Raw genomic sequence first — 18,791 nt, forward strand, 5'->3', positions numbered from 1 at the left:
ACAGATATGGGTAAAATTCTCGTACTGGACGAGCAGCTCGCGAACCAGATTGCCGCAGGCGAAGTGGTAGAAAGACCTGCTTCTGTCATTAAGGAGCTAGTCGAAAATGCTGTCGATGCCGGCAGCTCCACAATCGACATCACAGTGGAAGAGGGCGGCTTGAACCTTATCCGTGTGACAGACAATGGCTCGGGCATTCCCGCTGAAGAAATCGAAACGGCATTCCAGCGCCACGCTACGAGCAAAATTGCAACGAGCAGCGACTTGTTCCGCATCGCAAGCCTAGGCTTCCGCGGCGAGGCGCTGCCAAGTATCGCGGCCGTATCACGGCTGGAATGCTTGTCCTCTACCGGACAGACTGGCTTAGGGCATAAGCTGAGCATTGAAGGCGGGACGATTACGGCCAGTATTCCGGCTGCTACGCCGCAAGGTACGGATATGACGGTGCGCGACTTGTTTTACAATACGCCAGCCCGGTTGAAATATATGAAGGCGGTGCAAACCGAGCTTGGACATATTTCAGATTATATTTACCGCATTGCGCTTGCGCATCCCGGTATTGCTTTTACACTAAAGCACAATGGCAATACGCTGCTGCGAACGCTCGGTACAGGCGACCGTCTGCAGGTTATTGCTGCTATTTACGGCTCGAATACGGCCAAAGCAATGATGGCGATACAAGGCGAAAGCCCGGATTATGAGCTGTTAGGCTATATTTCCAAGCCTGAGCTGACACGTTCGAATCGCAATGGCATAACCGTCATTGTAAATGGGCGGTATATTCGCAGCCATGCCGTTAATCAGGCGATGCTTCAGGCTTACCATACGCTGCTGCCTATCAATCGTTTTCCACTTGCGATTATTGAAATTGGCATGCATCCGAGCTTGCTTGATGTAAACGTACACCCTTCCAAAATGGAGGTTCGCTTCAGCAAGGAGGCAGAGCTGCGGACGCTCGTTGAGTCGGCTATTCAGGCTGCACTTGGCAAAGAACGTCACATTCCTGGTCCGGATTCTATACATAATCAGAAAAGGTCAGGTCCTGTATTCGTTCAGGGCGCCATGTCCTTTCATCGTCCGGAGCCCAAAACACCGCCTGTACCAGAGAAGGAAAACAAAGGGGAGCGGTCGATAGCACAAGCGCCTTATTCCCCATTTGTCCAAGGTGCTTCCAGAGAATTTGTGCCGAAGGATGCGGCTGAACGTTTGTACAAGCCTGCCCAAACTGGAAATAGCTTGGCGCGTGAAGCAAGTGCATCATGGGGGAACCTTGTCTCTGAGGCTGTGCAGCCCCTTGCACGTGCAGCGGCGAATAGTTCTCCTTCGCAAAGCGAAGACGCTCCGCTTCCATCCGAGCCTTCATGGATACGCCAAGACGCAGCTAGCACGGCTAGCTCGCAAACTGTGGCTATCGGAAGCGAGCCCGGCAACGGATTGGAAAGCTCAGGGGCTGCAACTGCTGATTTAAGCAGTGGAGTTGCTGCTACTGTTCATACGGCAGCCTTGCCCGACATTCATTTCGGACAAGGAGGCCAAGTGCCAGCCGCTCCGGAGCAGCCTTCAGCAGCCAATGAAGCGGGTTTTCCCGAGCTGCATTGGATTGGTCAACTGCATGGCACATATATTGTGGCGCAATCCGAGGAAGGACTGTATTTAATTGACCAGCATGCGGCGCATGAACGGATCAATTATGAATATTATTACGCCAAGTTTGGCATGCCCGAGGCTGCTAGCCAGCAGCTGCTAGTGCCGCTTACGCTGGAGTTTACGCCGGGTGAGGCAGAGCAGCTGCGCGGCCTGCTGCCCCTATTTAACGAAGCGGGCGTCGAGCTTGAGCCATTTGGCTCCCAAACGTTTCTTGTGCGCGCGTATCCGCAGTGGCTGCCGGATGGCGAGGAGAAGGATATTATTGAAGAGATGGCCGATTTGCTGCTGGCCGAGCGCAAATCAATCAATATTGCCAAGCTGCGCGAGAAGGCGGCCATTATGTGCTCTTGCAAGGCATCTATTAAAGCGAATGACAGGCTGACAAGGGAAGAGGGAGAAGCGCTGCTTTCCCGGCTTGGTGCATGCCATCAACCGTATACTTGCCCGCATGGACGCCCGATAGTCGTGCATATGTCCACCTATCAGCTCGAAAAAATGTTTAAGCGGGTGATGTCATGATCGTGACAACCGCCGATCGTCCGTCTGAGGCGACGGTCGCCAAGGCGAGAAGAATTGCAGGCGAGCTGTCCGTCCCTTATCGGGCGAGGGGCCGAATGACGCTGCGGCAAATCGGCGCCGAAATGGCCGAGATTCGCCTGTTTGTTGTGACGGATCGCGAAGTCAGGTATTATGAAGGACAGACGGATACGCCGTTATTTTTTCACCCCAGCATGGCATTTGTAAGAGTCAAGAGGCTTCGAAGGGGAGAAACAGATCCGCTGATTACGCTCTCCGGCTGCGAGGAAGGCGATACGATTGTAGATTGTACAGCTGGACTTGCCTCTGATTCGCTCGTATTCGCTTATGCGGCCGGTACGTCTGGACAAGTAACTGCCATTGAAAGCGAGCGGGTGCTATGCGCCCTGGTGCGCGAAGGGCTTGCTATCTACGTATCGGGGCTTGCTGATGTGGATGCGGCGATGCGCAGAATCCGAATGATCAGCATGAACCATCTGGACTACTTGCGGCAACTGCCGGATCGAAGCGTCGACGTCGTGTATTTTGACCCGATGTTCCGGCAGCCGATTCATGAGTCGAGCTCGATTCAGCCGCTGCGCCAATTGGTCAATGACAACGCCTTGTCTATCGAGGCAGTGACCGAAGCACTGCGAGTGGCGCGCAAAACCGTCGTGCTTAAGGAGCACCGCCATAGCGAGGAGTTTGCAAGACTCGGCTTTGAGCGGCGGCATTTACATTCTTCAAAAATTGCTTATGGAGTGATAGAGGTTGCCAGAACAAGAGAATAAGCGGGTAACCGCGCTGGGCAAAAAGCAGCCTTTGCTCGTATTAATTGGCCCTACGGCAGTTGGCAAAACCAATTTAAGCCTGGAGCTGGCCAAAGCTTGGCAGGCGGAAATCATTTCGGGCGATTCGATGCAGGTATATCGCGGCATGGACATTGGAACAGCGAAACTTCCACTGGAAGAGCGAGAGGGTATCCCGCATCATTTAATTGATATTCGCGATCCGGATGACCCCTATTCGGTGGCAGACTTTCAAGCAGGCTGCGGAAGCAGCATTGAAGAGATAGCTGCTAGGGGAAAGCTGCCCTTCATCGTTGGCGGCACGGGACTATATGTGGAAGCCGTTTGCTACGGCTTTGAATTTTCAGAGAGCGGCTCAGATGAGGCCTTTCGCCAGGAGCAGGAGCAGTTCGCTCTTGCGCACGGTGCTGAGGCGCTGCATGCGAAGCTTGCGCTTATTGACCCGAAGTCCGCGGAACGCCTGCATCCGAATGACCAAAGGCGCGTCATCCGCGCGCTTGAAGTATTTCATTTAACAGGAATCAAGCAATCAGAGCAGCTCGAGGGTCAGAAAAAAGAATCCCCCTACGAATTGTGTATCATCGGGCTGACGATGGATCGGGCGGAGCTGTACCGCCGGATTGAACTGAGAATTGACCAGATGCTGGAACAGGGACTGGTCGAGGAAGTGAAGGCGCTGCTGTCGCGTGGCGTTCCTCCTCATGCTGTAGCTATGCAAGGACTCGGCTATAAGGAAATAGCGTCATTTTTACGGGGAGAATGTACGCTTGAGGCTGCGGTAACTTTGCTGAAACGGGACACGAGACGCTTTGCCAAGCGCCAATTGTCATGGTTTCGTCACATGAAAGATATCGAATGGATCGATATGGGGGAAAATTTTCACAACAATTTGCATCGGATTCATGGTATAATAGCAGGAAAGTTTCAAGTCCATCTTGAATATACTTCTAATCAATCTTTTGTAGACGGAGGTAACGTCCAATGAACAAATCCATCAACATTCAAGATACGTTCTTGAACCAATTGCGTAAAGATAACATTCCCGTTACAGTCTTCCTGATGAACGGGTTCCAAATCCGGGGCGTTATTAAAGCGTTTGACAACTTCACCATTATTATTGACAGCGAAGGCCGTCAACAAATGGTGTACAAGCATGCCATTTCGACGTTTACTCCGCAGCGAAATGTATCTCTCATGCAGGACAACAGCAGCTCTGACTCGTAAGGCGCACGTTATTAGTGAAACTTTCTAATAGCGATCTGCGTTTAACTAGATAGCGGAAGGAAAGGGCAGCCCGCTTTAACAGGGGTTGTCCTTTTCATTCCAGGGGTATAAATAAGAAGACAGACAGCTTCTAAGAAGAAGCGCAGGAGGGGAGTCACAATGGCTGATCGCAGGCAAAGAACACAACCTGAGAAGAAAACGGGTCCTAAGAAGAAAAGAAGAATGTCGGGGAAAACCTGGTTTTTCCTGTTATTTTTCACTGTAGTTATAGCTATCGTGTGCGGGATCATCGGGTATTCGCTTATTATTTTGAATGGTGAGCGGCTGCTGAAGGAAAGAGCCGATATGATGGTTATGGGCGAAGCATCTATTGTTTATGATGCGAATGGAGATGAAATTTCTCGATTGTCCACACCGGAAGAAAATCGTGAAATTGCCGAATATGATGAAATTCCGAAAGAAATGATGAACGCCGTAGTGGCGACGGAGGATCAGCGTTTTTACGAGCATGCCGGCATCGACTTTTTTGCAATTGGCCGGGCACTCGTCAAGGACGTTATCGCTCGCAGCGCGGTCGAGGGCGGAAGTACGATTACCCAGCAGCTAGCTAAAAATATGTTTTTATCCTCGGATAAAACGTTGTTCCGGAAAGCGACGGAAGCTTCGATTGCTGTCGCATTGGAAAACAACAATACGAAGGAAGAAATATTGACGCTTTATTTAAACCGGATTTACTTCGGCAAAGGCATTTACGGCGTCAAGGGAGCTGCAAAATATTATTTCAACACCGAGCTGAAAGACTTGAAGCTGTGGCAAATGGCGACGCTCGCCGGCATGCCGAAAGCGCCAAGCCGCTACAACCCGGTTAATGATGCGGAAGGCTCCAAGGTGCGCCGTGGAGTTGTGCTTCAGCTGATGTACGATCAGGGCTACATTACGAAGGACGAAATGGATGAGGCGAAGGCCGTTGATTATGTGACTCCGCCTACCGTAGAGCAAAGCAAGGACGAGCCTTATAAAGCGTTCGTTGACTACGCAGTAGAAGAAGCATTGAGAGTTATGCCGGATATGACCGAAACGGATCTGCGTATTGGCGGTTACCGGATCTATACGACGCTCAACCCAACAGCGCAAAGCGTCGTTGAGAAAGAATTTGCCGACGACTCCAACTTCGAGGAAAGCGTCGACGATAAGAAGGTTCAAGGCGCAATGGTTATTATCGACCATCGGGACGGGGCTATCCAAGCCATCGCAGGCGGCCGCGATTATGAACGCAAAGGCTTGAATCGCGTCGAATTGCCGCGTCAGCCGGGATCGGCGTTCAAGCCGATTACTTCTTACGGCCCGGCGCTGGAAACCGGTCAATATTTCCCGTGGACGGTTTTGAAAAATGATAAAACGTGCTTCGGCAACTATTGTCCTAAAGATTCAAGAGGTGCAACGCCGATTACGATGCAGGAAGCGGTTAAGCATTCCCGCAACTTGCCTGCCGTATGGACGCTGAATGAAATTGGCGTTAGCAACGGCGTGAAATTTGCGAAAAAGCTTGGTTTTGAACTGAGCGACCAGGATCGCAATCTTGCGATTGCGCTTGGCGGATTGACGGAAGGTGTTACACCGCTGCAAATGGCGACAGCTTACAGTACTTTTGCCAATAGTGGACAAACCGTTGATTCCCATACCATTAGAGAAATTACGACGAGCAGCAATACGGCTGTCTATACGTACAACGCTCCGTCAACTGAGCAGGTTATGAATGTGGATACCGCTTGGTATATGACTGAAATGCTGCAGACCGTTGTCCAATCCGGAGGTACGGGAACAGGTGCGGCAATAGACCGCCCGGTTGCCGGCAAGACGGGCACGACCCAGCACGGTATTCCCGGCTTTAACTCCAGCGCAAACCGTGATGCTTGGTTTGTAGGCTATACACCGGAGTGGACAGCCGCTGTATGGATGGGTTACGATCGAACAGATGAGCAGCATGTGCTCAAGAAGAGCAGTGCCCAGTCGGCTGCCATGTTCTCCAAGGTTATGAAGCAGGCGATGGCAGACATGCCGAAGTCCAGCTTTAAGAAGCCACAGGGCGTGAAAGAGCCGGTTAAAGATGTCGGTGCAGTAACGAATTTTAACGCTGTGTTTGTTCCAGAGCAAATGAAAGTTGCTTTGTCATGGCAAGGGGCAGCAAGCAGCAACATTTCGTATAAGGTTTATCGCAAAGCGATGGATCAAGCGGATTTCAGCTTGTTTGTTGATGCTGCTGGAACAACCGTTGATGATATGTCCGTTGCACCAGGCATGACGTACGACTATTATGTCATAGCAATCGATGCGGAAAACAATCTGACAAGCAAGCAGTCTGAGACGATAACCGTACAAATTCCCGAGACGGTCATTGATGTTCCAGACGTTCCGATGGATTCCCTTGATCCTGATGAAGGGGGGATTGAACTGCCATCCTTTAGTCCTGACAGCGGTATGACGCCAACCCCGACGCCTAGCATGGAGACACCTCCAATTGAAACCGTCGACCCAGGGACAGTTAGTCCCGAGCCTACGGATAACATGGCTAGCCCTCCAGTTGAGGAGGGTGGGCAAAATGGCGGCAATGTAGATGGAGGGGATAATCCGGCGAACGCGACGCCGGACCCCGCCCAAGGGGATGGAACGACTAACGAAGCCGGGTAGCAAGCGGCAATACGTAAGGAGCTGGTTACAGGAATGAGCAGGAAACAGTGGTCGGTATGCAGTGCTTTTGTAATGGCACTTCTCATAATGACATTGCTTGCCGGCTGTGGAGCGAAAGGAAGCTTGACCGGTAAAGGAACGGCGGCGGAATCAGGCAATGCCGAGAAGGTGATGCGCTGGGAGCGCATGCCGGAGATGGAACTGGATCTCAATAAATCGTATTCCGCCGTTTTTACAACGAATAAAGGGAATTTTACTGTGAAGCTGTATGCGAACGAAGCGCCTATTACGGTAAATAACTTTGTTTTTCTGGCTCGCCATGGCTTTTATGACGGTTTGACGTTTCATCGCATTATTGAGTCGTTTATGATTCAGGGTGGCGATCCGCAAGGCAATGGTGTTGGGACACCGGGTTATTCGATTCCCGACGAGCTGGATACGGAAATTAAGTATGAGTCTGGTATCGTTGCAATGGCGAATGCTGGAAAGCCGAATACCGGCGGCAGCCAATTTTTCATTTGCACAGGCTCTGGCTCCGAGAATTTGAATCAGAACCCGAACTATTCCATTTTCGGCAAAGTTGTAAGCGGTATGGACACGGTGCTTGAAATTGCGAAGACGCCAGTTGAAAATAATGAGCCGCTTGAAGAAATCATTATTCAAAATGTAATCATCCAGGAAAAATAGCTTTGCCATCGCCGTCCCGTTACTGGGGCGGCGATTTTGCAGTGTAAGAAGGCTAAGCTTGGTTTATTTTTCAAGTCGGGTGGAGATGAGCGGCTGGTTATGGTAAGCTTTTTACAAAGCTATCCTTTACCATCGAAAGCCGTTACTTTAGGGCTTATCTCAACGGAAAGGTACGTTCCGTATGAAACGAAAATTTTCTGACCGTGCGAACTGGCGTCGCATTTTGCGCAAGAGCTACTCTTGCATCACGCTGGACAATGATGAGTTCCGAGGCTTGGTAACTTTTTACCGCATTCACGAATTGCGTGAGCCGCTTTGGAAAGAGTACAACGGACGCCGGCTTTGTCTGGCTGATCGAGGTTATTTGTGGATGCAGCATTTTCCTCGTGGCGAGCATTTCGTCGTGACGACGATGTTTGATGACAAGGGCCGTGTTGTGCAGTGGTACATTGACATTTGCAAGACACAGGGACTGACGGATCAACAGGTTCCCTGGTTTGATGATCTGTTTCTTGATGTGGTCGTGCTGCCAAGCGGTGAAGTGTTTCTGCTCGATGAGGATGAGCTTGAGGATGCGCTGCGTCAAGGCGATGTAACAGGCAAGGAGGCTGCTATGGCACGCAAGACAGCCGGCAGGCTGCTGTCCAATATACGCAATGGGCGTTTCCGTTATTTTACGCTTAGCTTGAAGCATCGCAAAAGTTTGGCGGAGAAGACAGGAGAGTTAAGCGAGTCATGAAGCAAATGCTAAGGACAAGGAGCAGCCGGCGCAAGCGGCGGACGAATAAGCGTCCGGGGCTGCTCCTGTTTCGTATGTTGGCCTGGTGCTTCGTTGCAGGGGTGTTCTGGTGTGGTTATGTGTTATGGGTTATTAACAGTTATAATGCTCCTAAAGAGCGCGAGAAAGCGGATGTCGGTATCGTGCTCGGCGCCGCGCTTTGGGACAATGTGCCAAGTCCGGCGCTTAAAGAGCGTCTGAACCTAGCGTATAAGCTGTATGAGCAAGGCAAGGTGGACAAGCTCATTATGAGCGGCGGTCTTGATGCAGGGGGCGCAGTTGTGACAGAAGCGGCGGGAATGAAGACGTATCTGGTCAATAAAGGCATTCCAGAGGACAAGGTGCTGCTGGAGGACAAATCGACGAGCACGTATGAAAATCTGCTGTTCAGCAAAACCATTATGGAGCGCGAAGGTTTTGCGAGCGCTTTAATTATTACCCATCAATTCCATGCGCCTAGGGCACTGGAAATTGCGCAATTTTTGAACTATGCGTCAGTTGAAGCTGAGGGTACACCATCACAGGTATTGAAGCCGTGGAACGCTGAAGGGCGCGAGGTTCTGGCCTATACGAAATGGAAGCTTGACGCCCTGATGCTCTGGCTGGGCTGATCCTATGACAGGTATAGTTATAAAATCTGTTAATAGGACCGTTTATGCCTGAATACACTTGTAAAGCGGAACAATGCCCAAGCAGCGAGACTGCTGCATGGGAGCGGTTCCTGCTTGAATGCGGCGCTTATGCAAATGCGCTCATTCCTAATGACAAGTGCGAAGGATAGGTGATGCGTCAGATGAGCGGACATGTCAAATCGGGCACAAATAGCGGACCCAGGCCTTCAAGGCAAATTAACGTTATTCTCAGAAGCCATGAGACGTATGCAGTCGCAGCTTCTGCGCCCCTCACTGAAAGCGAGTCTTTGTCAGCGGTGAAGCCTTTGCCTGCGAGCGACCATTTTGCTGAAATTCAGAAAGAGCTTGAGCCAATGGTCGGGATGGAAAATGTGAAAACGCTGATTTATGAAATTTATGCCCTTCTCTATATAAGCCGCATGAGGTCGGAAGCTGGTCTTTTTGGCGGCTCGCATGTGTATCATATGATTTTCAAAGGCAATCCCGGTACCGGAAAAACAACGATTGCGCGCATCGTCGCCAAGCTGTTTCAAAAAATGGGCGTGCTGTCGAAAGGCCATCTGATTGAGGTAGAGCGTGCTGATCTTGTAGGCGAATACATTGGCCATACGGCTCAGAAAACGCGCGATTTGGTACGCAAGGCCATGGGCGGCGTGTTGTTTGTCGATGAGGCTTACAGTCTAGCCAGAGGCGGGGAAAAGGATTTTGGCAAAGAAGCGATTGATACGCTTGTGAAGTGCATGGAAGACCGGCGCAATGATTTTGTACTGATTCTTGCCGGCTACCCGGCCGAGATCGAGCATTTTTTACTGACGAATCCCGGCTTGCCTTCGCGGTTCCCGATTCAGATTGATTTTCCTGACTATTCGGTGGACCAATTGATTCAAATTTCCGAGCTGATGTCCAAGGATCGTGATTATCATTTGGCGCAGCAGTCCATATTTAAGTTAAGGCAGCATTTAATGACGGAGAAACAAAATGACATTTTTTCCTTCAGCAATGCAAGGTACGTTAGAAATATTTTGGAAAAGGCGATTCGCCATCAGGCGGTGCGGCTGCTGAATCATTATGCTAGCGGTGTACCGCCAAAGCAAGAGCTGTTGACCATCAGGCCGGAGGACTTCAAATGGGAGCCGAAAGCTTGATGGAGCCACAATGAACGATTGAGAGGGTAAACATATGCGAGAAAAGACGCACGATACACAGACTGACATTCAGGACCGCGCTATATTGGTCACTTTGGTTACGCAACAAATTAAACGTGGTTCCAGTGACCCGGAGCATTCGCTACAGGAACTGGTGAAGCTTGCTGAAACGGCAGGCGTTGAAGTGCTTACAACATTAACGCAAAACCGTGAAAAACCCGATACAAAATGGTTTATCGGCAAAGGCAAGGCGGAGGAGCTTCGTCTGGTGGCCGATGAAATGGGTGCGACGACTGCTATTTTCGATCAAGAGCTTTCCGGAGCGCAGGTGCGCAATCTCGAAGAGATGCTGGATGTGAAAATTGTTGATCGGACGCAGCTTATTTTGGATATTTTCGCCCAGCGTGCGGGAACGCGCGAAGGGAATATACAAGTTGAGCTGGCACAGCTCAGTTATTTGCTGCCACGCTTGTCAGGACACGGTAAAAACTTGTCGCGTCTTGGCGGCGGCATCGGTACGCGCGGTCCCGGCGAGTCTAAGCTGGAGACAGATCGGCGCCATATTCGGGGGCGTATCTCTGATCTTAAAGCTCAATTGGATGAAGTTGTTCGCCATCGGCATTTATACCGCGAGCGCAGAAAAAAATCCGGCATCATTCAAGTGGCGCTAGTCGGCTATACGAATGCGGGCAAGTCGACGCTGCTGCGTCAGTTGACGGATGCCGATGTATATGTGGAGAATCAGCTATTCGCTACACTAGACCCAACTTCGCGCACGCTGGAGCTCCCTAACGGCCGAGAAGTGATTTTGACCGATACGGTAGGCTTTATTCAAAATCTGCCCCATGATCTCGTTGCCGCTTTCCGCGCAACGCTTGAGGAAGTGAATGAGGCGGATTTAGTGCTGCATGTTGTAGACAGCAGTTCGCCGATGCGCGATGAGCAAATGGCCGTTGTAGACCGCATTCTGAACGATCTGGGGGCCGCGGGCAAACCGACGCTGACGATTTATAATAAAATCGATCTTTGTTCGCCTGAGGAAGCCTACACGCTTCGTTCTGGTGGAGATTCACTAATCATTAATGCGTACAAGGAAGCCGACTTGAAGCTGCTTTGCGATACGATTCAGGAAAAGCTGATGGGAGATACTATTGTTTTTGCGCTGCCAGCCGCCAGAGGCGATTTAATCGCGCTTGCTTATCGTACAGGGGAAGTAATTGAGCAAGAAGTGGATGGCGAAGAGGGAGAACTGCTCCGTCTGACGATACAACTAAGCAAACAGGATTATGAAGTGAATGGGCACCGCCTGCATCCTTATATCGTATAAGGATGCCTCGGAGCCGATCGACAAAAGGGAGAGACTACAGCAGCAATGAACGGAAATAGCGGATTTGAAAATGGACGGAGCGGCAAGGAAGAAGACTTGGTATGGAAACGGCTTGAGGAGCTTGCTGAGGAAGCTGAGGAGCTTGCAGGCGATCGAATGAAGGCGGTTGACCGCATTGCGGAACGCAATCAGTGGAAGGTCATTCAGGCTTTTCAGAAGCATCGGGTCAGCGACTATCATTTTAGCGGCTCCACTGGCTATGGCTATAATGATCGTGGGCGTGAAGTGCTTGATTTGGTATATGCAGATATTTTCGGTGCGGAGGCGGCGCTCGTTCGCCCGCATTTTGTATCTGGGACACATACGATTAGCTGTGCCTTATTCGGGGTATTAAGACCAGGAGACGAGCTTTTATACGTTACAGGCAAGCCTTATGATACGCTGCATAAAGTCATTGGCAAGCGGGGCGATGGAAAAGGCTCCTTGCAGGATTTTGGCATCCAATACAATGAGGTGGCGCTGCTGGATGACGGCGGCCTTGACTGGGCAGGAATTGAAGCAGCCATTACAGCACAAACTAAAGTAATTGGCATCCAGCGCTCTCGCGGCTACAGCTGGCGTGCTTCTTTTACTGTGCAGCAAATTGGTGAAATAACGAGCCGTGTCAAGCAGATCAAGCCTGATGTGCTGGTGTTCGTAGACAATTGCTATGGTGAATTTACCGAGCTTTTGGAGCCGACCCAGGTTGGAGTTGATATAATGGCAGGTTCATTGATCAAAAATCCTGGCGGCGGCCTTGCCTCGACCGGCGGCTATATTGCTGGAACAGCGGCAGCGGTTGAAGCGGCAGCTTATCGCTTGACCGCTCCAGGAATTGGTGGCGAGGTAGGCGCTATGCTTGGGACGCTGCGCTCGATTTACCAAGGGCTGTTTCTGGCCCCTCATTTAGTGGGACAAGCGGTTAAAGGCAGCGTGCTTGCTTCTGCATTATTCACGCAGCTTGGATTTGATACGCAGCCTCACTGGGATACGCCGCGTACGGATTTAATTCAAGCAGTCAAATTTGGCAGCGCAGAGCATCTGATTGCTTTTGTACAGGGCATTCAGCAGGCAGCGGCAGTTGACTCCCATGTTACACCAGAGCCTTGGGACATGCCTGGTTATGAACATCCTGTCATAATGGCGGCAGGAACGTTTATTCAAGGCGGCAGCCTCGAGTTATCTGCAGATGCGCCTATTCGCGAGCCTTATATCGCTTACATGCAGGGTGGGCTTACGTTTGCCCACGCGAAATTCGGTATTTTGACGGCACTGAAGCGTCTCGTTGAAAATGGATTAATTGTAATTAAACCTCACATAACTTGACACTTCCTTGGTAGGACGTTAAAATAGATGTAAATGAGCGACTGGAAGGTTGATGTGATATGGCTGACGAGATACGTAGAAATATGGCCTTATTTCCAATAGGCATTGTAATGAAGCTAACTGATTTGACCGCCCGCCAAATCCGCTATTACGAGCAGCATGAGCTGATCGTACCGGCGAGAACGGCTGGCAACCAACGGCTTTTTTCCTTTAATGATGTGGAACGGTTGTTGGAAATTAAATCGTTGATTGAGAAGGGTGTCAATATTGCCGGAATTAAGCAGGTTATGAATCCGGTTTCCAAAGAATCCGATGATGCGACTATCGTTAGCGAGCAGTCGGAGGTTACACGCAAGGAACTGTCTGATGCCCAGCTTCACCGCATGCTCAAGCAGCAGCTATTGGAGAAACGGCCTGGTCAGGCCTCGCTTATACAGGGTCAGCTGTCGCGTTTCTTGCACAAGCGCTAGGGTGCAATCGTACGATTATAATCAAGCAAACAAGGGAGATGACTTTTAGTGAGCTATACTAAAGAGGATATCAAGAGAATTGCCGAGGAACAGAACGTAAGATTCATTCGCCTTCAATTTACAGATTTGCTGGGAACGATTAAAAACGTTGAGATTCCAATGAGCCAATTGGATAAAGCGCTTGATAATAAAATGATGTTTGACGGTTCTTCCATCGAAGGTTATGTACGTATTGAAGAATCTGACATGTACCTTTACCCGGATTTAGATACATGGGTCGTATTCCCATGGGTTGCACAAGATCGTGTAGCTCGTCTCATCTGTGATATTTATATGCCTGACGGCACACCGTTCGCAGGAGACCCGCGCGGTATTCTGAAACGTGCGCTGAAGGAAGCGGAAGAAATGGGTTATACGGCGATGAACGTCGGTCCTGAACCGGAATTTTTCCTTTTCAAAACCGATGAGCGTGGCGAGCCTACAATGGAACTGAATGACCAAGGCGGTTACTTTGACCTTGCACCTATGGACTTGGGCGAAAACTGTCGTCGCGAAATCGTGTTGACGCTGGAGGAAATGGGTTTTGAAATCGAAGCATCTCACCATGAGGTTGCTCCAGGACAGCATGAAATTGACTTTAAATACGCAGACGCGATTAAAGCGGCTGACCAAATTCAAACGTTCAAGCTCGTTGTTAAAACGATTGCGAGAGAGCATGGCCTGCATGCTACATTTATGCCTAAGCCATTGTTCGGCGTTAACGGATCGGGTATGCACTGCCACCAATCGTTGTTCCAAGGCAGCACTAACGTATTTTATGACGAGAGCGACAAGCTGGGCCTTAGCGCAACCGCTCGTTATTATATGGCAGGTATTTTGGAGCATGCTCGCGCAATGGCTGCGATCACGAACCCAACAATCAACTCGTACAAGCGTCTTGTGCCAGGATATGAAGCGCCTTGCTATGTGGCATGGTCCGCAAGCAACCGCTCGCCAATGATTCGTATTCCAGCATCAAGAGGACTGAGCACGCGCGTTGAAGTGCGTAACCCAGACCCTGCTGCTAATCCATATTTGGCACTTGCTGTTATGCTGAAAGCTGGCCTTGATGGAATCAAGAACAAAACAGCTCTTCCAGCTCCAACAGACCGCAACATCTACATTATGACTGAAGAAGAGCGCATCGAATCCGGCGTGCCTAGCTTGCCAGTTGATCTTAAAGAAGCGTTGGATGAGCTGCTCCGCAGCGATGTCATCTGCAGCGCGCTCGGCGAGCACGCTCTGGCTCACTTCTATGAGCTGAAAGAAATTGAGTGGGATATGTACAAAACGCAAGTCCATCAGTGGGAAAGAGATCAATATTTGACATTGTTCTAAAATTAAAAGGATAGTATTTACAAAAGCCCTGTCAGCCATTAGGCTGGCAGGGCTTTTGAGTTTTGTTGGTTTAAGTTGAATTATTATGAGTATAGTAGCGACAGTATATCATCTTTCATAATAATCGTATTTACTAGGGCCAATTGGTTTTTCCAGAATTGCCTCAAGAAAATCCTCACTTACATTATGAGATATTTCTCCAAACGAGTTAGGAATAATATTAGAACGATAGTATTCAAGGTCTGGATGTTCTACAAGATCCATTTCAAAACCCATTGCACTATTTAAATCATTTGTGTAAAACTCAGCAATACCATCAATCTTTGGTATGTAACCGACTTGAGAAAATCCTAATAAATAATAGTTATAGTCTGCATAACTTCCAGTACCATGTAATTCTGTATAAACCGTATCTTGAAGCGTTAAAAATAGATTAATATCATATGGCTGTGGCATATAATTATTTATGCTAGTAGTGTCATTTAAGTAACTTAGTCCACTGATTTCTCTCATAATAGGTGGAAGCTTAATCTTATTGTTTTTGTTTTTCAATACGATAGTATATCCGATAACTATATTGTTCTCATCTGTAATCAAACTAACAATAGACTTATCTAAGTCATGATGATAAATACTTATTTTTGATTCTTTATTTATCTCTGCTTCGTGGTAAGTTATTATTTCTTTGTAATCTGAGCTGCCTAATGCATCTGAAAAAAGTTGGTAGTTTTTGTTTACACCAAGTAGATTATTTACTAGAGCTTCTTTGCTTGGTTCAAATGCTTTACTTATTAATTGATAACCTTCGCTAAGCATTAAGATAACTCCAATAGAGCTTGTTATTACAATGAAAATTTTAAAATATACATTAGATACTATTTTGTTTTTCCATCTTTCAAACCATACATCCATATGTTTCTTCCCCTTAAAATTACAATGATAGTTTTCTTCGTTGACTATGGCTCGCTGTTCGCTGTAGGAGTAGACTCTGTAGTTGCATCAGCGGCGCTGGAAGCTATTGTAGCGATGTGCATGCCGTTGTAATTGCGCATCCAGAGAGCAATAGGGAGATCGTAAACGGGATGATAATAGAGACCCCATGCGTTATTCTCCTCCTAGCGCTTTATACGCTGCCTTCACATCATCCAGTTTATCTTGCTCAACAAGCTTCGCTAATTCCACGTATTTCTGTTTGTCTTCTCCTGTCAATTTTTTGCTATACATTTTCAATACTCCAACAGCCGATTCCAGTCTTTCAGACGATATAGTTTCTTGTTCAGTCAATTCAATATAGCTAAAAGCTTCATTCAGTAAGGTTTTTTTAAAACTAGCTTGCCAATCTTCCGCTGTCGGTTCTTTTGAACCCGATTTGCTGGGAGCGGTTTCGATCAACTTAAACTCAACTTCACCCTTTTTCAGAGCCATCTGTACTTCGCCTTTGCTGGTAAAAGCCATCTTTCCAGTAGCTATGCGGGTTGGTTCACTACCTGGTGCATCCACATATACAAATACAGATTCAACAACCTGTGACTTTGCAGCAGCAAGAATAGCGGTGTTTCGGACAAGCTTTTGTAACTCTCGTTCATCTTTGCTCGACGTACTCATTGTCACGTACCATATGCCTGATTTATCCAAACGCTCTTCAGTAATTTTAAATTCAGGCAGCTTTGCTTCTTTATATGTTGGTTCTGGCGCAGTTGTTGGGGCAGGCTCAACGCTTGCTGCAGCTTCCGTGGTCGTAGCTTCATTTCCTCTACCACCATTAACAGCACCGGCTACAATAATGACGACAATCGCCCAGAACCACCATTTCTTATGAATCGACTTTTTCTCTCTCATATCCATTTTCCCCCTTGGAATATATGACATCATTCTACTGCAAAATTCGCATCTTGGCGATATGTGGAATAGGAGGGAAGTATGGAATGGAAGAGCCCGGAGGGGTTCTATATCTTCAAACTTACTGAATTTGTTAATTTTTTGTCATTCATCCGTTCTTTTGCTCAGATATAATTTTTATAGGTAGTTGAAAGGGGAGAGTAGGATTGAAAAAAGAGCTAGGTGTAGTGATGTTATTGGGTGCCGTTTTGCTTACAGGATGTGGATCAGAGTCTGCGACGGTTACTCAGGAGACGGGCGAGTCTACAAGTAAACAAGTAACCACACAGCCGGAACAAAATACTGATGAAAAAGTAAAACTTTATGCAACGACCGATGGGATAAAACTAGATATTAACGGTAATGAAAAAGACTTTGATTGGAAATTCCCCGGTGATACGGGAACAAACCCGCAGGTAACCTATACGGATCTTACGGGTGACGGGAAGGAAGAAGCCGTAATTATTATTCAGACTGGAAAAGGGACAGGATTAAATAACTATGATATTCATGTAGTTAATGCCGAGGACTTCTCCGAAATTAAAGTCCAGAATTATGAGGACATTGTCGCCGACCAAATTGATTCGCATGTTGTAAAAAATGGTGATGGTACATTAGGCATTACAGTTAAAACACAAGGGAAAGAATATAAATTCAACTATGATTTTGATCCAGCACCAGATTATAAGCAAGAGGATCTGGCTTTTGGCGGTGTATTTATTTATACATTGGAGAATCAAAAAATAAAATTGAACCTCTCGGGATCTGTTGGTATATCTACCACATATGTGTGTGATTTCAATATTACATATAAATTCGACAGCGCCAAAAATGAATTCGTTGCGGATCAAATTGAAGTGATACCTATTGAAAAATAAAATGATTAAGTTCATCATGAAAGGAAATCCTGAGTGGAGGAGGGATGAACGATGTGCGGACGCTATACGATAACTTCCAATATCGAAGAGGTAGTTGAAGTTTTTTCAGTGGGGAAAACGAATTATAAATATTTGAAGCGTTACAATGTAGCTCCAACACAATTGGTTCCGGGAATATTTAATAAAGATGGTCAGCGTATTATGGAAGGATTTAAATGGGGGCTTATACCGTTCTGGAGCAAAGACGCTAAGATGGCATATAAAACAATAAATGCCCGTTCAGAAGGCATAGAAAAGAAGCCTGCTTTTCGGCACTTATTGAAACGCAACAGAATTTTGATACCTAGTGATGGATTTTACGAGTGGCGTCAAGAAGAGGGAGGTAAACAACCATTTCGCTTTCAATTGACTTCAAAAGGAGTATTCGCTTTTGCAGGCCTATATGATACTTGGCAAAATCCAGATGGTGAAGTAGTGCAGAGCTGCACAATTATTACGACTACACCAAATCAACTGGTTGCCGATGTCCATAACCGCATGCCAGTAATATTAACTGGTTCAGCTGCTCACAATTGGATCGATCAAGATATAGAAGCAACTGAAGATGTTTTAAGCTTCCTTAATCCTTATCCAGCTGAGTTAATGATGAAATACCCTGTTTCCAGGCATGTCGGAAATGTCAGAAATGTTCATGATTCATTAATAGATGAGATAACACTTAACTCTAAATAGTAATCGCCTTTGACGATGGTGGGCTATTACAATTTGCTCCGACAACTGATTAAATTCAACAGATGAAGATGAAATCGGATTTTTCGAGTGGGGAACTCTGTACATGGATCGAATCGCCCGTGGAAACGATACACTGCTGTATGTTTAGTCATCTTAATAGGTGCTGCCGTTGTTCGTATTCTTTAGAAGAAGCATTCCAAAGCATTGACCATAAATCAAAAAAACAGCGGGCTAAGACTTGAAAAGTAAAGTCTTAACCTGCCGCTGTTGTCAACAAACTAAAGACTCCGTTAGCTTCGCAAACTTCACGTGTCCACGGTGATGGGGTTCCGCAATTTATAAATTCCAGTTATTAAAATTCGATTCCTTAGAGGAATGGATTCCTTCTTAATTCAGATACCGACATGACTCGCCCTTTATTCTCCGTTTCATTCGTCATTGATTGAATTTCTGATGAAGTGGAGGAACGTTCATCTTCCTCTTGCAGTACAATCTTGAATGTCCCTTTACCGGGAAGTAAGACTTGGCATAAAGAATTCTCTTTGTTCATGTTTGACAACTGTTCAATTAACTCTTCTGTCTTTTGAACTTCTATCATATGAATCACCTCTCCGTGTAAGATCATGACCAAGTTTGAA

18 protein-coding genes are annotated in these 18,791 nt (G+C 47.6%); 15 read left to right on the plus strand and 3 right to left on the minus strand.

Features of this window, described 5'->3' with window-relative positions; genetic code table 11:
• The first annotated feature begins 6 nt into the window (after positions 1-6).
• From mutL to glnA, 13 genes are all read left to right on the plus strand, one after another.
• On the plus strand, positions 7-2,166 hold the full coding sequence (gene mutL / locus AC6B99_RS29890; protein ID WP_496664900.1) for a DNA mismatch repair endonuclease MutL: 2,160 nt from the start codon (positions 7-9) through the stop codon (positions 2,164-2,166).
• Positions 2,163-2,954 (plus strand): class I SAM-dependent methyltransferase, encoded by a 792-nt coding sequence (locus AC6B99_RS29895; RefSeq protein WP_496664901.1) that lies wholly within the window; start codon positions 2,163-2,165, stop codon positions 2,952-2,954. The genes mutL and AC6B99_RS29895 overlap by 4 nt, the downstream gene beginning before the upstream one ends.
• Complete coding sequence (gene miaA, locus AC6B99_RS29900; RefSeq protein ID WP_430161165.1) at positions 2,935-3,957, plus strand: tRNA (adenosine(37)-N6)-dimethylallyltransferase MiaA; 1,023 nt, start codon at positions 2,935-2,937, stop codon at positions 3,955-3,957. Before AC6B99_RS29895 ends, miaA begins: the two co-directional genes overlap by 20 nt.
• Positions 3,954-4,196: an RNA chaperone Hfq gene (hfq, locus tag AC6B99_RS29905; protein WP_056028072.1), complete on the plus strand. Its 243-nt coding sequence runs from the start codon at positions 3,954-3,956 to the stop codon at positions 4,194-4,196. Before miaA ends, hfq begins: the two co-directional genes overlap by 4 nt.
• 159 nt (positions 4,197-4,355) lie before the next feature.
• Positions 4,356-6,884 carry a PBP1A family penicillin-binding protein gene (locus tag AC6B99_RS29910; RefSeq protein ID WP_494859860.1) on the plus strand — a complete coding sequence of 843 codons (2,529 nt, stop codon included), beginning with the start codon at positions 4,356-4,358 and terminating at the stop codon, positions 6,882-6,884.
• A 33-nt stretch (positions 6,885-6,917) separates the two neighbouring features.
• On the plus strand, positions 6,918-7,571 hold the full coding sequence (locus tag AC6B99_RS29915) for a peptidylprolyl isomerase (protein WP_056028066.1): 654 nt from the start codon (positions 6,918-6,920) through the stop codon (positions 7,569-7,571).
• Positions 7,572-7,752: 181 nt separating this feature from the next.
• Positions 7,753-8,310: a ribonuclease FAU-1 family protein gene (locus AC6B99_RS29920; protein WP_056028063.1), complete on the plus strand. Its 558-nt coding sequence runs from the start codon at positions 7,753-7,755 to the stop codon at positions 8,308-8,310.
• Complete coding sequence (locus tag AC6B99_RS29925; protein WP_496664902.1) at positions 8,307-8,960, plus strand: YdcF family protein; 654 nt, start codon at positions 8,307-8,309, stop codon at positions 8,958-8,960. Before AC6B99_RS29920 ends, AC6B99_RS29925 begins: the two co-directional genes overlap by 4 nt.
• Before the next feature lie 182 nt (positions 8,961-9,142).
• Positions 9,143-10,126: an AAA family ATPase gene (locus tag AC6B99_RS29930; RefSeq protein WP_099520164.1), complete on the plus strand. Its 984-nt coding sequence runs from the start codon at positions 9,143-9,145 to the stop codon at positions 10,124-10,126.
• 34 nt (positions 10,127-10,160) lie between these two features.
• The gene (hflX, locus tag AC6B99_RS29935) at positions 10,161-11,453 is read left to right on the plus strand and encodes a GTPase HflX (protein ID WP_496664903.1); all 1,293 of its coding nucleotides are present in this window, start codon (positions 10,161-10,163) and stop codon (positions 11,451-11,453) included.
• A gap of 45 nt (positions 11,454-11,498) precedes the next feature.
• Complete coding sequence (locus tag AC6B99_RS29940; RefSeq protein ID WP_496664904.1) at positions 11,499-12,818, plus strand: methionine gamma-lyase family protein; 1,320 nt, start codon at positions 11,499-11,501, stop codon at positions 12,816-12,818.
• Positions 12,819-12,877: 59 nt separating this feature from the next.
• Entirely contained in the window at positions 12,878-13,288 is a 411-nt protein-coding gene (locus AC6B99_RS29945) for a MerR family transcriptional regulator (protein ID WP_046232536.1), read from the plus strand.
• A gap of 48 nt (positions 13,289-13,336) precedes the next feature.
• On the plus strand, positions 13,337-14,665 hold the full coding sequence (gene glnA, locus AC6B99_RS29950) for a type I glutamate--ammonia ligase (RefSeq protein ID WP_056028047.1): 1,329 nt from the start codon (positions 13,337-13,339) through the stop codon (positions 14,663-14,665).
• Between the two features lie 108 nt (positions 14,666-14,773).
• Here the strand turns inward: glnA and AC6B99_RS29955 are convergent, their stop codons facing one another.
• Entirely contained in the window at positions 14,774-15,577 is an 804-nt protein-coding gene (locus AC6B99_RS29955) for a hypothetical protein (protein WP_496664905.1), read from the minus strand.
• Positions 15,578-15,769: 192 nt separating this feature from the next.
• On the minus strand, positions 15,770-16,504 hold the full coding sequence (locus AC6B99_RS29960; RefSeq protein ID WP_056040808.1) for a hypothetical protein: 735 nt from the start codon (positions 16,502-16,504) through the stop codon (positions 15,770-15,772).
• 206 nt (positions 16,505-16,710) lie between these two features.
• On the opposite strand from AC6B99_RS29960, the gene AC6B99_RS29965 reads away from it, so the two are divergent.
• On the plus strand, positions 16,711-17,421 hold the full coding sequence (locus tag AC6B99_RS29965; RefSeq protein ID WP_056040806.1) for a hypothetical protein: 711 nt from the start codon (positions 16,711-16,713) through the stop codon (positions 17,419-17,421).
• Between the two features lie 51 nt (positions 17,422-17,472).
• Positions 17,473-18,153 carry an SOS response-associated peptidase gene (locus AC6B99_RS29970; protein ID WP_056040804.1) on the plus strand — a complete coding sequence of 227 codons (681 nt, stop codon included), beginning with the start codon at positions 17,473-17,475 and terminating at the stop codon, positions 18,151-18,153.
• Positions 18,154-18,520: 367 nt separating this feature from the next.
• Here AC6B99_RS29970 and AC6B99_RS29975 read toward each other — a convergent pair whose 3' ends face one another.
• Positions 18,521-18,751 (minus strand): hypothetical protein, encoded by a 231-nt coding sequence (locus tag AC6B99_RS29975; protein WP_056040802.1) that lies wholly within the window; start codon positions 18,749-18,751, stop codon positions 18,521-18,523.
• Positions 18,752-18,791: the final 40 nt, after the last annotated feature.

The organism is Paenibacillus liaoningensis (genome assembly GCF_059609455.1).

What these genes read in the sequence shown, in the direction of transcription:
- mutL (WP_496664900.1), top strand. Translation starts at nt 7, where the DNA reads ATGGGTAAAATTCTCGTACTGGACGAGCAGCTCGCGAACCAGATTGCC.
- AC6B99_RS29895 (WP_496664901.1), top strand. Translation starts at nt 2,163, where the DNA reads ATGATCGTGACAACCGCCGATCGTCCGTCTGAGGCGACGGTCGCCAAG.
- hfq (WP_056028072.1), top strand. Translation starts at nt 3,954, where the DNA reads ATGAACAAATCCATCAACATTCAAGATACGTTCTTGAACCAATTGCGT.
- AC6B99_RS29910 (WP_494859860.1), top strand. Translation starts at nt 4,356, where the DNA reads ATGGCTGATCGCAGGCAAAGAACACAACCTGAGAAGAAAACGGGTCCT.
- AC6B99_RS29915 (WP_056028066.1), top strand. Translation starts at nt 6,918, where the DNA reads ATGAGCAGGAAACAGTGGTCGGTATGCAGTGCTTTTGTAATGGCACTT.
- AC6B99_RS29920 (WP_056028063.1), top strand. Translation starts at nt 7,753, where the DNA reads ATGAAACGAAAATTTTCTGACCGTGCGAACTGGCGTCGCATTTTGCGC.
- AC6B99_RS29925 (WP_496664902.1), top strand. Translation starts at nt 8,307, where the DNA reads ATGAAGCAAATGCTAAGGACAAGGAGCAGCCGGCGCAAGCGGCGGACG.
- AC6B99_RS29930 (WP_099520164.1), top strand. Translation starts at nt 9,143, where the DNA reads ATGAGCGGACATGTCAAATCGGGCACAAATAGCGGACCCAGGCCTTCA.
- hflX (WP_496664903.1), top strand. Translation starts at nt 10,161, where the DNA reads ATGCGAGAAAAGACGCACGATACACAGACTGACATTCAGGACCGCGCT.
- AC6B99_RS29940 (WP_496664904.1), top strand. Translation starts at nt 11,499, where the DNA reads ATGAACGGAAATAGCGGATTTGAAAATGGACGGAGCGGCAAGGAAGAA.
- AC6B99_RS29945 (WP_046232536.1), top strand. Translation starts at nt 12,878, where the DNA reads ATGGCTGACGAGATACGTAGAAATATGGCCTTATTTCCAATAGGCATT.
- AC6B99_RS29955 (WP_496664905.1), bottom strand. Translation starts at nt 15,577, where the DNA reads ATGGATGTATGGTTTGAAAGATGGAAAAACAAAATAGTATCTAATGTA.
- AC6B99_RS29960 (WP_056040808.1), bottom strand. Translation starts at nt 16,504, where the DNA reads ATGAGAGAGAAAAAGTCGATTCATAAGAAATGGTGGTTCTGGGCGATT.
- AC6B99_RS29970 (WP_056040804.1), top strand. Translation starts at nt 17,473, where the DNA reads ATGTGCGGACGCTATACGATAACTTCCAATATCGAAGAGGTAGTTGAA.
- AC6B99_RS29975 (WP_056040802.1), bottom strand. Translation starts at nt 18,751, where the DNA reads ATGATAGAAGTTCAAAAGACAGAAGAGTTAATTGAACAGTTGTCAAAC.